17 protein-coding genes and 1 pseudogene are annotated in these 13048 nt (G+C 46.8%); 6 read left to right on the top strand and 12 right to left on the bottom strand.

Annotation, left to right across the window (positions count from 1 at the left end):
- Window positions 1–308, bottom strand: a pseudogene (locus J3B89_RS18305) (cation transporter); the annotation flags it as partial.
- Between the two features lie 95 nt (window positions 309–403).
- On the opposite strand from J3B89_RS18305, the gene cadR reads away from it, so the two are divergent.
- The gene (gene cadR, locus J3B89_RS18300) at window positions 404–811 is read left to right on the top strand and encodes a Cd(II)/Pb(II)-responsive transcriptional regulator (protein ID WP_001219640.1); all 408 of its coding nucleotides are present in this window, start codon (window positions 404–406) and stop codon (window positions 809–811) included.
- A 153-nt stretch (window positions 812–964) separates the two neighbouring features.
- Here the strand turns inward: cadR and J3B89_RS18295 are convergent, their stop codons facing one another.
- The gene (locus J3B89_RS18295; protein WP_082628927.1) at window positions 965–3289 is read right to left on the bottom strand and encodes a heavy metal translocating P-type ATPase; all 2325 of its coding nucleotides are present in this window, start codon (window positions 3287–3289) and stop codon (window positions 965–967) included.
- A gap of 316 nt (window positions 3290–3605) precedes the next feature.
- Between J3B89_RS18295 and J3B89_RS18290 the strand changes: the two genes are divergently transcribed.
- Window positions 3606–4010, top strand: coding sequence for a response regulator (locus tag J3B89_RS18290; RefSeq protein ID WP_008985555.1), 405 nt, complete (start codon window positions 3606–3608; stop codon window positions 4008–4010).
- A 138-nt stretch (window positions 4011–4148) separates the two neighbouring features.
- On the opposite strand, the gene J3B89_RS18285 is transcribed toward J3B89_RS18290, so the two are convergent.
- Window positions 4149–4526, bottom strand: coding sequence for a nuclear transport factor 2 family protein (locus J3B89_RS18285; protein WP_215398970.1), 378 nt, complete (start codon window positions 4524–4526; stop codon window positions 4149–4151).
- A 332-nt stretch (window positions 4527–4858) separates the two neighbouring features.
- On the opposite strand from J3B89_RS18285, the gene J3B89_RS18280 reads away from it, so the two are divergent.
- On the top strand, window positions 4859–5503 hold the full coding sequence (locus J3B89_RS18280; RefSeq protein ID WP_215398971.1) for an HAD family hydrolase: 645 nt from the start codon (window positions 4859–4861) through the stop codon (window positions 5501–5503).
- A gap of 124 nt (window positions 5504–5627) precedes the next feature.
- Here the strand turns inward: J3B89_RS18280 and J3B89_RS18275 are convergent, their stop codons facing one another.
- The 5 genes from J3B89_RS18275 to J3B89_RS18255 all read right to left on the bottom strand — a co-directional run bounded on the left by J3B89_RS18275 (window position 5628) and on the right by J3B89_RS18255 (window position 7991).
- A complete protein-coding gene (locus J3B89_RS18275; RefSeq protein ID WP_215398972.1) occupies window positions 5628–5963 on the bottom strand; it encodes a hypothetical protein in 336 nt (111 codons plus the stop codon).
- Window positions 5964–6097: 134 nt separating this feature from the next.
- Window positions 6098–6442, bottom strand: coding sequence for a cupin domain-containing protein (locus J3B89_RS18270; RefSeq protein WP_215398973.1), 345 nt, complete (start codon window positions 6440–6442; stop codon window positions 6098–6100).
- The gene (locus J3B89_RS18265) at window positions 6435–6941 is read right to left on the bottom strand and encodes a carboxymuconolactone decarboxylase family protein (RefSeq protein ID WP_215398974.1); all 507 of its coding nucleotides are present in this window, start codon (window positions 6939–6941) and stop codon (window positions 6435–6437) included. Before J3B89_RS18265 ends, J3B89_RS18270 begins: the two co-directional genes overlap by 8 nt.
- 57 nt (window positions 6942–6998) lie before the next feature.
- Entirely contained in the window at window positions 6999–7397 is a 399-nt protein-coding gene (locus J3B89_RS18260) for a GNAT family N-acetyltransferase (RefSeq protein WP_215398975.1), read from the bottom strand.
- A 165-nt stretch (window positions 7398–7562) separates the two neighbouring features.
- The gene (locus J3B89_RS18255; protein WP_215398976.1) at window positions 7563–7991 is read right to left on the bottom strand and encodes a rhodanese-like domain-containing protein; all 429 of its coding nucleotides are present in this window, start codon (window positions 7989–7991) and stop codon (window positions 7563–7565) included.
- A 176-nt stretch (window positions 7992–8167) separates the two neighbouring features.
- Here J3B89_RS18255 and J3B89_RS18250 point away from each other — a divergent pair, with 176 nt between their 5' ends.
- Both J3B89_RS18250 and J3B89_RS18245 read left to right on the top strand, forming a co-directional pair.
- On the top strand, window positions 8168–9187 hold the full coding sequence (locus J3B89_RS18250) for a GlxA family transcriptional regulator (RefSeq protein WP_352165887.1): 1020 nt from the start codon (window positions 8168–8170) through the stop codon (window positions 9185–9187).
- 425 nt (window positions 9188–9612) lie between these two features.
- Window positions 9613–10338: a hypothetical protein gene (locus J3B89_RS18245; protein ID WP_215398978.1), complete on the top strand. Its 726-nt coding sequence runs from the start codon at window positions 9613–9615 to the stop codon at window positions 10336–10338.
- Window positions 10339–10512: 174 nt separating this feature from the next.
- Here the strand turns inward: J3B89_RS18245 and J3B89_RS18240 are convergent, their stop codons facing one another.
- Both J3B89_RS18240 and J3B89_RS18235 read right to left on the bottom strand, forming a co-directional pair.
- Window positions 10513–10821 carry a hypothetical protein gene (locus J3B89_RS18240; protein ID WP_215398979.1) on the bottom strand — a complete coding sequence of 103 codons (309 nt, stop codon included), beginning with the start codon at window positions 10819–10821 and terminating at the stop codon, window positions 10513–10515.
- Window positions 10822–10827: 6 nt separating this feature from the next.
- Entirely contained in the window at window positions 10828–11859 is a 1032-nt protein-coding gene (locus tag J3B89_RS18235) for an Arm DNA-binding domain-containing protein (protein ID WP_215398980.1), read from the bottom strand.
- 99 nt (window positions 11860–11958) lie between these two features.
- Between J3B89_RS18235 and J3B89_RS18230 the strand changes: the two genes are divergently transcribed.
- Entirely contained in the window at window positions 11959–12162 is a 204-nt protein-coding gene (locus J3B89_RS18230) for a helix-turn-helix domain-containing protein (protein ID WP_251372534.1), read from the top strand.
- A 19-nt stretch (window positions 12163–12181) separates the two neighbouring features.
- Here J3B89_RS18230 and J3B89_RS18225 read toward each other — a convergent pair whose 3' ends face one another.
- Window positions 12182–12478, bottom strand: coding sequence for a hypothetical protein (locus J3B89_RS18225; RefSeq protein WP_215398982.1), 297 nt, complete (start codon window positions 12476–12478; stop codon window positions 12182–12184).
- Between the two features lie 157 nt (window positions 12479–12635).
- Window positions 12636–13046, bottom strand: a complete 411-nt coding sequence (locus J3B89_RS18220) for a hypothetical protein (protein ID WP_215398983.1) — start codon at window positions 13044–13046, stop codon at window positions 12636–12638.
- Window positions 13047–13048: the final 2 nt, after the last annotated feature.

Genomic DNA, 13048 nt, shown 5'->3' with positions numbered 1-13048 from the left:
GGATTTGCAGCGACGGTTTCCTGAAGCGAGGCGCCTAGCCCCAAGGTCTTCAGTTTCGAGGTGACGGGCTCGACCTCACCGTCATGCACGACCTTCAACCGGCGGTTCGACAAGTCGAAGGACAGCGCCCGAATCTCCTCAAAGCCGTTCAGGGCTAGGCGAATCATTCGTTCTTCTGATGGACAGTCCATCTTCGGCACGGCATAAACACTGACCCATTCCCCCGACGCATCGGAGGAGGCCTGCATATCGGTATCCGCCGCAGGCCTTGCATGGTCGCCACAGGGGCCTCCGCAGTTTTTACTCATGATATGACTCCACTTGAATGTGATCGGGTTTTCATTTAAAACTATATAGTCGCTATAAGGTCAATAGCGTAGAGAATCCGTTGCGGAGGAACCCGATGCGTATTGGTCAGTTGGCACAGTCAGTAGGGGTAGATACACAGACGATCCGCTTCTACGAACGGCAGGGCTTGTTGCCGCCGCCTGGTCGGCAGGAGAACGGTTACCGTGTCTATACCGAGAAACACGTTGAGCGGCTGGCCTTTATTCGTCGCTGCCGCATCCTGGATCTGTCACTGGCAGAAATTCACGAACTAAAGCGCTATCAGGACGACCCTCATCAGTCCTGTACCGCTGTCAACGCCTTGCTCGATGATCACATCTCTCATGTGCGGTCGCAGATAACCGCTCTGCAAGCGCTTGAGAAACAACTCGTTTCACTAAGAGCGCGTTGCAACGATGACCGGGAAGTTAAGGCGTGTGGGGTTCTTGCTGGAATTAGCGAAGGAAACATGCACCAGCAGTAGGTGAAGCATCAACCAGATAATCCGATGAGATGCCGGTCTGTCTCACTCTCATGCAAAGGTAAGATCAACCATTTAATCCCCTTACCCGAAAAACCGAAGAAAAATGGCGAGTAGAGACTCGCCATTTTCCGCTACCCCCTCGACGTATCCAGCTTAAACCGAACCACGAAGCCGCAGCGAGTTGAATACAACGGACGCTGAACTCAGACTCATCGCCAGGGCTGCAAACATGGGTGATAGAAGCAACCCGGCAAACGGGTACAGGACGCCAGCAGCCAGTGGAACGCCTAACGCATTATAAATGAACGCAAAACCAAGGTTCTGCTTCATATTGAGAACAGTCTTGTTTGACAGGTCCCGGGCAATCGAGATACCCCGCAGGTCTCCTTTTACCAAGGTGATTTGCGCACTGTTCATCGCTACGTCCGTCCCGGTTCCCATAGCGATACCGACATTCGCCTTGGCCAGTGCCGGGGCATCGTTGATGCCGTCGCCCGCCATCGCAACGATGCAACCTTCTGATTGAAGCTTATCAACCAGATTCAGCTTGTCGGCCGGTTTCACTTCGCCATGAACTTCGTCTATGCCTAGTTGTTCGGCGACCGCTTTTGCCGTTGAAATACCGTCACCAGTAGCCATGATGACCCTGATTCCCGCGGCCTTGAGCGCCTGTACCGCTTCAGGGGTGCTCTGTTTGATGGGGTCGGAAACGGCGAGTAGGCCGACCAGTGTCCCGTCAACCGCCAGGTACATCACACTCGCACCCTTTATCCTCCATCCCTCAGCGGTGGCAGCCAGGCCATCAACATTGACGTTATCCTGCTGCATGAACGCAGTGTTGCCCAACAGCAGTATTTTGCCTTCAACCTTGCCCCGTACGCCTATGCCGCTACCCGAGTCAAAGTCGTCCACTGGGCTGAGCACCAAATTACGTTCGCGCGCAGCGCTGACAATAGCGTCAGCCAAAGGATGCTCGCTGCCTTGATCGAGGCTGGCAGCCAGGCGCAAGATTTCATCGGCGTCCAACTCGCCAGCGGAAACAGCCTGATCGAATGCGGGTCGGCCTTCTGTCAAGGTGCCGGTCTTGTCTACGATGAGCGTATCGACTTTGCGCAGATTTTCTATTGCTGCTGCATCACGAAACAGAACACCCTGGGTTGCGCCTCGTCCGGTAGCAACCATGACTGACATGGGCGTTGCGAGCCCCAACGCACAAGGGCAAGCGATGATCAGAACAGCGACCGCATTGATCAGGCCATAGACCCAGCTTGGCTGCGGGCCGAACATGCCCCACACGACCAAGGTGAGGATGGCGATGGCTACCACCGCCATGACAAAGTAACCCGCCACCAAATCAGCCATCCGTTGCATCGGCGCCCGAGAGCGTTGGGCCTGAGCCACCAACTGGACAATTTGTGACAACACAGTGGCCGAGCCGACTTTCTCCGCCCGGATCACAAGTGCACCAGAGGTGTTCATCGTTGCCCCTATGACCTTGTCACCCGGGCGCTTGCTGATGGGTAACGATTCACCAGTCAACATGGATTCATCGAGAGAACTTGCACCCTCTTCAACAATGCCATCGACAGGAACTTTCTCACCGGGACGTACGCGTAAACGATCACCTTCATGCACATGCGTCAGCGGTACATCTTCTTCTGTTCCGTCAGCATTGATACGGCGGGCCGTCTTGGGCGCCAGACCGAGCAATGACCGGACGGCAGCGGATGTCTGGGAACGCGCGCGAAGCTCCAGCACCTGACCAAACAGCGTAAGGGAAATGATCACCACTGCGGCTTCGAAATAAACCGCCACACGCCCCATGGACATGAATGTTTCCGGAAATATACCGGGAGCTACGGTTGCCAGCGAGCTGTAGACGAAGGCGGCACCGGTACCCAAGCCGATGAGCGTCCACATGTTGGGACTGCGGTTGACCACTGATTGCCAACCCCGTACGAAGAACGGCTGTCCGGCCCACAGCACCACGGGAAGCGACAGTACAAGCTCTATCCACGTTTGCGTCGCCATCTCGAACCAGCCAAGCTGTGGCCCAAACATGGCAAGCACCGTGACAATGACGGTAAAAGGCAATGTCCACCAGAATCGCCTGGAAAAATCGTCCAGCTCGGGATTGTCATCTTCCAGACTGGGCATCAGGGGTTCAAGTGCCATGCCGCATTTAGGGCAGGTTCCGGGGTTGTCCTGACGTATTTCCGGATGCATCGGGCACGTATAAATTGTGCCTTTGACCGCTTCCGAGGGAGGTGGCGGGGTTGGTGAAAGAAACTTCTCAGGGTCATGCTGGAATCTATTCATGCATTTGGTGCTGCAGAAGTAGTAAGTTTTACCCGCATGCTCAACATGCTGGGCAGAGTCTGCCGTTACACCCATGCCGCAGACCGGGTCTGTAAGCCCTGAGCCCGTGTGGGAGGGTGTATGGTGATGACAATGAGACTCAGAATTATCGTGACCCATGGATAAGCACCTTTTCAAATAAGCAGGCAGTTTGCGCCGCGTTTTTTGCGGCTTCTTAAAGGAGGAGATTACATGAATCATGATACCATAAACTTATTAGTTAAAGATGACCAGGCTGCTCCCGCAAGCATTACATTTTAGTCATGTTATGCGAACAACGCTTTTCTCACCGATATAACCTAGCTTCCGGCCACCAACATTACATATTTGTCATTTTCTGGTCATGTTGTGGGCAGATTTCAGACTATAAAATTGATATTGACGACAATGAAATGGACTGGCTTCCTTGGCCTGAACTGTAGAGCGGAGTGGAACGATGAAGATTCTCATCGTAGAAGATGAAGTAAAAACTGGGGATTATATCCGGCAGGGCTTCATGGAATCCGGCTTTGTGGTAGATCTCGCCCGGACCGGGCTCGATGGTCACCACCTGGCGATTACCGGCTCGTATAACTTGATTGTCCTTGATGTAATGCTGCCTGATGTGGATGGCTGGCGAATTATGCAGTCATTGAGAGAGGCCAGATCCATCACGCCTGTGTTATTTCTCACCGCAAGGGACAGTGTAGAAGACCGGGTCAAGGGTCTGGAATTGGGAGCGGACGACTATCTGGTCAAGCCTTGGCAATCTATGGGTACAAATATTTGTGCTTTGTGCCTGAGGGTAGTTAACCTGCAAATTCGACTTAACTTTAAATGCTCCAAAGTTCGTCTCGCTTAACTCGTGCCGAATGTCCGCTTTCAGTGAAAAGCTCCGATTTAATCGAATCTCAGTGAATTTCTGCTATTGGCACATATGAGACTGTCAGATTTGATTTCCTCCCACTTGCAGAGCCTGACATATCGCGTGGGGACTTATTCAGCTAAAGTCCCTGAGAATAGAAATTTTGCCGTCGGTTATGTAGAAGTGTGAGACTCCCTCTAATCTTAGATCGTCACCCTTTTTTAAACCATTTGGTAAATCAACAGCAACTATCGCAGTATATGAGATCTCCACGACAGTGTGAGAACCAATGTCTTCGATGCGTTTAATAGTTTGTAGCCGCTCAGAAAACCACACTTTTCCTTGCTCAGCAATTTGCCGAAATTCAACCAGCCCGGATGTTCTCAGATTCACAACGTCGCCGGATATGTTCTCAAAAAGAATATCATCGTGCATTAGAGAGCACATTTTATCGACATCGAAGGCATTGTAGGCATCTACGTATGCTCTGATTATCGTTTCTGCTGTTGTCATCGAGTTGCTCCAGTACCTTCACATTATAAAAAACAATACCCGCACAAAGTGAACTACTATAGATACAGATATCGCTATATTCGACAAAACAGCAAAAGGTATCGGCCGGCAAATATCTCTTTAAACCAACAGGTATATTCAAAACACCTTTGTATGCATACCTAAATGGTCTTTCTAAACTGAACTCGGTAAGCGACATAATCTGTAGCTTAGAAAGACTCCCGTTCTGTCATTAAACTACGCCTTATGACTTTGATAGCATCTACAGCACACTTCACGTCGAAAGTGACCATAAGTTATTGCCCCGCCGATTAGCATGCTCTGGAGGTTGTATGATTCGAACAGCTATCTTTGATATGGACGGGCTGTTAATTGATTCTGAGCCATTCTGGAAAGAGGCGGAGTATGTGATATTTTCATCGCTCGGTGTGGTGATGGATGAATCACTAACCAAGTTGACTCAGGGCATGACCACTACCGAGGTCACTGACTTTTGGTTTTCACGTAATCCCTGGAGTTTTCCACCGAAAGAGCAGATTAAGCAGCGGGTTATCGAGACCGTGATATCCAGAATAATGAGCCATGGTCAGGCATTGCCTGGCGTAATTGAAACGCTGAGTTTTTTCAGAGAAAACGGGTTTAAAATCGGGTTAGCGACTAACTCCCCCCGTGAGGTAATACCAGCGGTAATGGCGAAACTTGATGTTAGTCACTTCTTTGATGTCACTGTATCTTCTGAAGAGGTTTCTCACGGCAAACCTTCTCCATTGGTCTATCAGCTCGCACTGAGTAAATTAGACGCAAAGGCCCATGAGACAATTGCATTCGAAGACTCTGAAACAGGAGCGAAAGCGGCTCTACAAGCAGGAATTAAAACCGTTTTGGTCAACAAATATGAAGCGGTATCTGACCCAAGGTTGGAGCATGAAGTGCTAAGAATAAAATCAATGGAAGATTTTTTGAGATACCGATTGTAGCAGAGCATATCTGATTTAACGGTAGCATAGACGCTCCAAGATAGAGCGTAAGCTAAAATACGTTACTAGCAGTTTTGCGTCACTATAAGCGTGCCAACCCCGAATACGGCAAATCAGAATTATACTATTTCTTATTCAGGTCGTTTTTGGAAGCTGTTATTACGCTATGTATATCTGATTCATCTAAGGCGGCTTTTAATGCTATGAGAGCATCATTCGCTTTGCCTTGATCTTCATCTAAATCGTGAGGCAAGACGTTTGAGGTCATTACTATATTTATAGTTTTTTCTGAAATAGCTATCTTAGTTTCGCCATTGCTTAAGCAATGTTTATGACCGCCAGGGATGCCTAAATCCTCAAAATTCCAACCTTTCACATTTCTCAAAGCATCTACAGCAGAAATCCCATCGGTGGTATAGATGAAAATATTTCTCATTTCGTCTGTTTTTGAATTGGTCACTTTAACCTCCTTAATGTGAAAATCTTGCGAACACGAGGGATTCTGTCAAATACAGCATCGTGGCCACAAATACTAGATAAACAACTTGTCAAGAATAATGTTACATGAAATCAAGTCTTATCTATAAAAATCAGCTATAAAACGACTTTATCACCATGACTTGGTGGAGTTGATACAACGAGGAAAACTAAGTCTTGCTCTTGCATATTGCAAAGCATATGCGGGCTGCCTGGTGCAATATGAATACCCTCACCGGCAGTTAAAGTGAATGTTTGTTCGTTAATATCCATCACTGCCTCGCCTTCAAGAATGAAGAAAAACTGCTCAGCAACAGAATGGTAATGTTTGGCCTCACCGCTACCTTGCGGTACACGCTCCTGGATAACACTTAAATTCGGAGTTTTGGCTAGATGCCACCCGTCGCACTTTGACCCCCAACTATAATGGGTGGCGTTTTTCTTAGAAATCACATTAGACATAGTACTTGAATCCGGTTGCGAATCTATTCCACGTATTTACAAGGCTGATAAGTGCTGTTAAATCAGCCAGTTCTTTATCTTTGAAATGTAGTCTTGTACGTTCGAAAAGCTCGTCGTCGATCTGGGTTTGGGATATTAGAGTGAGTGACTCCGCCCACTCTAGGGCAGCCTTTTCACTCGCACTGTATAGTGATGACTCCCGCCATGCACAGAGCAAGTAGATTCGTTGTTCGGTCTCTCCTTTAGCCCGGGCCTCGGTGGCGTGAAGCTGTAAGCAGAAGGCGCAGTTATTGATTTGGGAAACCCTTATCTTTATCAACTCGACAAGGCTCTCAGGCAATCCACATTGTCCAATGTAATTGTTAAGCTCTTGGAATGGCAGCATGGCGCCTGGGGCTGCCAAATAAGCATTTATTCTCTCAGACTTTATCAACGTGACTCTCCAAAAAATCTTAGTTATAACGCTTAACCTCACCATAAATCGCAGTATTTTTCGCATATCCTCATCCTTGAAAACCATTGTTAAGTATGGTGAGAAGATCCTTTTAAGGGTGGGTCACAGCACCTTCTCAAACAGCTCCCATTTCGGACTTGGATAACCACCTAAGCTCTCGTAAAACATCGCTGCATGGTTATTACCTTTCATTACTAACCAATTTAGTCTCGCGACACCCATACGCTTGCATTCTTGCTGAACGGCCAGGAACAATCTGGTTCCTATCGTCTTCCCCCGGGACGCTTGACTAACATAGAGCTCCTTTAAGGTTGCTGTTGGTCTAAGGTCAAATGTAAAAGTGGTGAAAGTGAGTACGGCATAACCAAGCACCAAACCCAGTTCGTTGACAGCTACAAAGCAGGCAAAGTCAGGAGCTTGAGATCCAAGTCTGTTCAGTAAGTCAGACTCCGTAACCGTAAAATGGTCAATATAATGCTCAAATTTTGCCAGCTCTTTCATTAACTCAAGTACTTGAGGTACAAGTTCTGACGTTAAATTTAGTATGCTAATACTGTGCGTCTGGGGTACGTTCAATTTGGCCTATCCCTCGTAGTGCTTAGAAAGATAACAACTGCATATAGCGCTAACCATATACAGTTGCAGCGAAAACTTCAGATACACAATCTAATTCTGTGGTAAATCTGACTCTTCGATAAACTTAAATCCCTCATCTCGCCAACCAGTTACACCACCTATCATGATTTTCACGGGGAAACCCAGCGAAGCAATTTTTTCTGCCGCCTTGTCAGCGCCGTTACAATGCGGGCCGGCACAATAAACGACAAAACAGTCTTTGTGCTCAAAACTGTTTAATACTTCGACCGTCATTTTATCTCGTGGCAGGTTAGTGGCACCTGGCACATGTGCCTTTCGAAATGAGTTAGGTCCACGGACATCCAGCAACGTAAAATCGACAGTACCCGCGCTAAAGGCAGCATGAACATCGGCACAATCTGTCTCAAAGCTGAGTTTACGGAAATAATGCAACTGACTTACCTCGGGGGAGGCTGGACATGTTTGTGTTACGACAGAAGAGCGTTTGTTAAGGGTCATATTGGAACTCCGATTTTTGCATAAGTGCATGCCTATTAAATCGGATTAATACATCCCCAATAATGGCATTGAGGACATAAAAGGTTATAAATGAGCCATAGCACTTGCTATACCTACGGACCGTTGCAAAATGTTATGACTAAACAGAAAACTGTGTCCCTAGATGACCTAAACCAATGACCCTAAGCTGTAACAGTAAAGCCAGAATTGTGGGAGGTACCATGGGCGGTCCGAGAGTAGCAATTTGCGTCTACAACGGTTTATCGATGTTTGAGTTCGGTACAGCCTACGAAATTTTTTTCTCCTATGCTAAGGGAGCCGAGTCTTGGTACAACACCCGGGTCGTATCTGTTGATTCTCCGGTGGTGAGGTTATCGAACGGCCTGAGCATTAGCGTTGATGCGGGTGTCGAGCAATTGTCTGAAGTCGACACCATTATCTTACCGGGTTGGTCCGATGTTGATAGAAGCCCAGAGCCAAAGTTTATTGCGGCCCTAAGAAACGCGTATCAGTCAGGTGTAAGAATAGTCTCATTTTGCTCAGGTGCCTTTGCTTTAGCTGCCGCGGGGATACTCACTGGTAAGAAGGCCACTACTCATTGGAAATATGCAGAGAGGTTCAAGCAGCGGTACCCGGATGTGGAGTTAGAGGTTAACAAGCTCTATGTTGGTAGTGGAAATGTTTACACGTCTGCAGGCAGCGCAGCTTGTATTGACCTGTCTATTGAGCTTATCCGGCAAGATTTCGGAGATATAGTAGCCACAAAAATAGCAAAACGTTTGGTTGTCCCAGGTGACAGGCCTGGTGGGCAGCAACAATTTATCGAGTTACCTGTTCCTAAGCGTGTTTCAGAGCTCAGTAAGGTAATGGATTGGGCGCTAATGAATTTGGATAAAAAGTTAAGCACTGAAATGCTTGCGGAAAAAGTGCATTTAAGTCGCAGAACATTCGACCGGCATTTTAGTCGCATCTACGGCATGAGTTTGAAGCAATGGTTGCTTAATGCGAGGCTGGAAAAAGCAAAGTATCTTTTGGAAACAACTGAGCTCACCGTCGACTTTATCGCTCTCGATAGCGGCTTTGCCACACCCTTGTCCTTGAGAAACCACTTTGACAAATATGTAGGGGTAAGTCCGGGCGCGTATCGTAGAGCGCTGTCCAAATCGAAAAGCTCTTATTCAAAGCTACTTTACTGATCTCCTTGATAATCGTTTAAAAGTTTAAATGGTATGAGGGCAATAACGATCACAAGCGAAGTGGGATACTCACTTTTGCATATTAAATTAGGGAGCTATAGCCAGTAGGTATGTTCGTTTAGTGCCAATAGCGGACATTACGTGGTGTGGTAATACCTATTCCCTTTATTAGCCCAGCCCAATGGATAAGTTTCCAAGTATCCATCTTGAGTAAAATCAACAGCGACTAGCATATTGCCAGCCTAAAATTTGTCGGATTCAATTTTACTGATCTCAAAAACACGTGTTGAAATAGAGGTGCATCAGGGTTAGTTTGGTAAGAATAAAAATCATGAAAGAGGGCTGAAATATGCGCTACTTGCGGGCAAACTGACATTAAAAATGGATTGCTAGCCGCCACGCCGCTATAGAAAAGTGATCAACTTATGGATATTAAATTTTTCTTAAATAAGTACATAGTCGAAGACGTAAAATCTTACGAGGAAGCATCCAGTCTAGAAAAGATCGGGGTCAAATTAGTTGAGTCAATTTCCAGTGGAAGTCCAATTGACAGCGACATTGCCCTAGATTTTGTCAATAGAGTTGAAGTATGGAAGGCTATGGGCATTTCTGAAAGAATTTTTGGCGTGGGTAAAACGACAGCTGAGCAAGCTGTTAAGGCTATAACGAATGCAATTAAGGCCAATTCAAAAAAAGAACAAATAACTTCATTCCATAGTTTGATTGGATTCGGAATTTCAATAGACAAGACATACAGGACACATAAGGCAAAAGTAGCCAGTGCTGCGGTACGATTTCTATTTCCAAAAGCATGGGGAGTCGTTGACTGGAGAAGTGGCGCAATATCTCAATGCATGATTGATAATAATTTTGATATCGATAAGGCAATAATCTCGGCTAAAAAAACTAAACGTTCCGATTGGGTTTTACTTTATAAGCATATAGATGCTGATAGGGCGATTGAAATTAATAATAGATATTCACAAATTGGGCGTCGTTTCGATGTTCCAAATAATGCTGATGTCGATATTTTCCTTTTTGGTGTTTCATTAGACATATGGCCAATATCAAGTAAATCAGCCAAAAAGCGCCTGCAAGGCGACCGCCAAAAGCTTTGCTTAAAAGACAGCAAACCTTTTGGTAGCGCATGAGGTGGGCGTTAATTCCGCTTTTCGCTCATAACTGACTGTCAGGGTATTTCGAAGCCTCTCCCATATACTATCAGCTCTGATAAGAGCTACTACACTTTGGCAAACATGAAAAAGAGCTGATCATTACCGGGTAATGATTGCTCTTGATCAGACACTCACCTCTGTCGCCGAATATCAGTGTAACATTATCCCAGCGGGGGAAAGGATTAGCTCCTCCTCCCATAGCGGCATCACAATATGGGCGAACCGCTCAAACAAAAGTTTTCGGTAACCCTCATCATCGATTTGCAGTACAAAATGGTAACTGTTTAGCATGGTGTAGATCCGTTGCTCATCGTAATCGACTCTCTCTACCGGAGTTGTCCTGATAAAGTGTGCGCCATATTTCTCAGATAGGCGCACACCATATACATAGCTAAAAGGAAAAAAATCATCTTTAACGAATGTGAATGCCAGCAGAAGACCTCCATCATTTTTCTTCATGGGACACTACTCCTGCGGGTTTAAAAGGTGTTGGGTCAATATTCGATGTATTGCCGGGCGATAAAACATACCGGTCTGGGAGCAGATCTGATTGACACTTAAACCTGACTCGAAGAGGTAAACGACGGATCCCCTCCTCAATGCACTTGCCCCGATCCCCGGAAATCCGGCGTGAGCGCATGCTTTTGGCCAACACTCTTTGTAGAGCCAAGCTAAATTGATGCGAAGCCTTTTACCCTGTGTATCAGTAAAGACGTGTTGATAGTTACCGGTCTTTTTCATCTGCACGAAGAGCAAACGCCGTGCATAAGGCACAACATTAATTTCCCGCCCAGCCACTCTGAACAACGATGCTTGCAAGTCGTAATCGGCCCATTTAAGTGTCAGCAGCTCTGACGCGGATATCCCGAGGTAATATTGCAAAAGAAAGTACTCCCGGTACTTCACAGGAAAATGATGTGCAATGCTGAGCATATCGCCATGGGTAAGCGGGAACCCACTTAATGCCGAAAAGTCTGGCTTAAATTGAAATGGTCTGGGAAATACGTAGGTTAGGGCTGCGCAATCTAACACATCAATCACCATGGCAATCGTATCCCTACGGTCGCGTTGACTGATGTTTAACACGGTACGTAACACCTCTACTAATTTCATGAGGTGGAACCCCAAAATCTCGTCGACTTTCTCTTTGCCAATACAGCCCATCGTGAGGTAAATCAGTTTACTGGGAAGCTTATAGCGGGCTCTGTCAAACTGATGGTTGTAAAATGACTCAAAGGTCGGGAGGCCTCTCCAGCCTGGCGAAATAAAGCGAGACTGCAATGCGTTGAACATCGATACGTTGCGGCTATGAGGAAAATGCAGCATGTAATCAAAGGTGCCTTGATGGAGTTCCTTCTGGATCTGTTGGTACTTGTTTTTAAGGCGTAAACGGTTCTCGGTAGAATCGGCATAGCCAGTGCTCTCACTGAACCGGCAACCCAGCATCTTCAATCGAAGAGTCAGCTTTCCTTCTGTATCGCGGATAATTGCTCTCATCTTTTTCCTCCAGCACCAGAAGATTGGTGCTCATTTTTTTGAAAACCGGTTATGATAGGAATTGGAACCTGAGGAGGGGTGATGATCCGGTACCACTTAATGACGTTAATCGAGCAAAAATCTATTCGTGATGGAGTAAAAATCACGTTGAAAGATGTTGCGCTAGCCACTGATATTCATCGTGCGACATTGTCACGGATGGTAAATATGCAGCACCGAAACGTCACGACCGAGACCATCGACCGCCTCTGCACCTACTTCGAGGTTCCCGTGGAGCAACTGATCGAGCATATTCCCGATTGATGATGCTCCAACAGGCCCACTAGTCAGGCCATTGGTCCATGCCGCGCTCCAGGTGCCGTAGAAGACGACCCTCAATATCCCCAAGTGACAGTGTTGAGAAATCCGGATCAATTTTGGATTGGCATTCCAGCCAGCAGTAAAGTGCTTCAGCATTGTTTTTCTCAGTACCTTGGCCCAAGAGCATGACTAGCCCTTTTCGCTGAGGGGAGATTTGCAGTGCGTTTAAGAGATACTCCTTAACATTGTTGAGGCGGGTTTGTTTGATTTTTAACGCAAACATTGATTGCGTCAGGATATTTGCCGATTGAGTCATCATCGCGTTTCTCCAACATCAAATCTAAACCATCCCTGGCAAACAGGCACATCCATGGTCAGCACTTACTTAGCCATGTTCAGTTGCTAACCATGAATGTAGCTTTTATTCGACATATGTCAAATAAAAGCGACACAAAATGGTGAAAATTTCTCCAAATTTATCGCCCGTCCAACGATCTTGCGGCAGTTTTCAAGCTTATACCCATTGGTTCATCAAGATCTAAGGGGTTAATTGCCCGCTTATGACAGTTGTGGATCCAACGGGTAAAGCGCTTCTCATACTCGACAACGCGAGCTTTAAGTTCGGCGTTTTCTTCCCGTAAGCGATCAAGTTCGCTATCCACTGAGCCGGCTTTCTGCACGCGGGTTTTCAGTGCCTTAAGGGCCTGCTTTGCCTCCTGATATTTTGTTTTAATACGCGGATTTGCACTAAGCGCTTGGCGGCTATAACCAAACGCTTTTTGAAGGTTTGCCCAGGACAATCCTGTCCCGAAGCACCCTGTTGCCCACTCATCAAGGAGCTGAACAATTTTTTGCTCTGCTTCATCAGTGATATATCTTGTCGTCATCC

Origin of the sequence: Rheinheimera oceanensis, from assembly GCF_018831085.1 — a bacterium.
Taxonomy (GTDB): domain Bacteria; phylum Pseudomonadota; class Gammaproteobacteria; order Enterobacterales; family Alteromonadaceae; genus Alishewanella; species Alishewanella oceanensis.
The sequence above is the reverse complement of the archived record's forward strand: the minus strand, read 5'-3'. Positions and strand labels throughout refer to the sequence as shown.

Coding starts and splice junctions, on each gene's coding strand:
- J3B89_RS18225 (WP_215398982.1), bottom strand. CDS start 12,478: ATGATGACTCAATCGGCAAATATCCTGACGCAATCAATGTTTGCGTTA.
- J3B89_RS18280 (WP_215398971.1), top strand. CDS start 4,859: ATGATTCGAACAGCTATCTTTGATATGGACGGGCTGTTAATTGATTCT.
- J3B89_RS18230 (WP_251372534.1), top strand. CDS start 11,959: ATGACGTTAATCGAGCAAAAATCTATTCGTGATGGAGTAAAAATCACG.
- J3B89_RS18260 (WP_215398975.1), bottom strand. CDS start 7,397: ATGAAAGAGCTGGCAAAATTTGAGCATTATATTGACCATTTTACGGTT.
- J3B89_RS18245 (WP_215398978.1), top strand. CDS start 9,613: ATGGATATTAAATTTTTCTTAAATAAGTACATAGTCGAAGACGTAAAA.
- J3B89_RS18220 (WP_215398983.1), bottom strand. CDS start 13,046: ATGACGACAAGATATATCACTGATGAAGCAGAGCAAAAAATTGTTCAG.
- J3B89_RS18255 (WP_215398976.1), bottom strand. CDS start 7,991: ATGACCCTTAACAAACGCTCTTCTGTCGTAACACAAACATGTCCAGCC.
- J3B89_RS18250 (WP_352165887.1), top strand. CDS start 8,168: ATGACCCTAAGCTGTAACAGTAAAGCCAGAATTGTGGGAGGTACCATG.
- J3B89_RS18235 (WP_215398980.1), bottom strand. CDS start 11,859: ATGAGAGCAATTATCCGCGATACAGAAGGAAAGCTGACTCTTCGATTG.
- J3B89_RS18270 (WP_215398973.1), bottom strand. CDS start 6,442: ATGTCTAATGTGATTTCTAAGAAAAACGCCACCCATTATAGTTGGGGG.
- cadR (WP_001219640.1), top strand. CDS start 404: ATGCGTATTGGTCAGTTGGCACAGTCAGTAGGGGTAGATACACAGACG.
- J3B89_RS18285 (WP_215398970.1), bottom strand. CDS start 4,526: ATGACAACAGCAGAAACGATAATCAGAGCATACGTAGATGCCTACAAT.
- J3B89_RS18295 (WP_082628927.1), bottom strand. CDS start 3,289: ATGGGTCACGATAATTCTGAGTCTCATTGTCATCACCATACACCCTCC.
- J3B89_RS18240 (WP_215398979.1), bottom strand. CDS start 10,821: ATGAAGAAAAATGATGGAGGTCTTCTGCTGGCATTCACATTCGTTAAA.
- J3B89_RS18290 (WP_008985555.1), top strand. CDS start 3,606: ATGAAGATTCTCATCGTAGAAGATGAAGTAAAAACTGGGGATTATATC.
- J3B89_RS18265 (WP_215398974.1), bottom strand. CDS start 6,941: ATGCGAAAAATACTGCGATTTATGGTGAGGTTAAGCGTTATAACTAAG.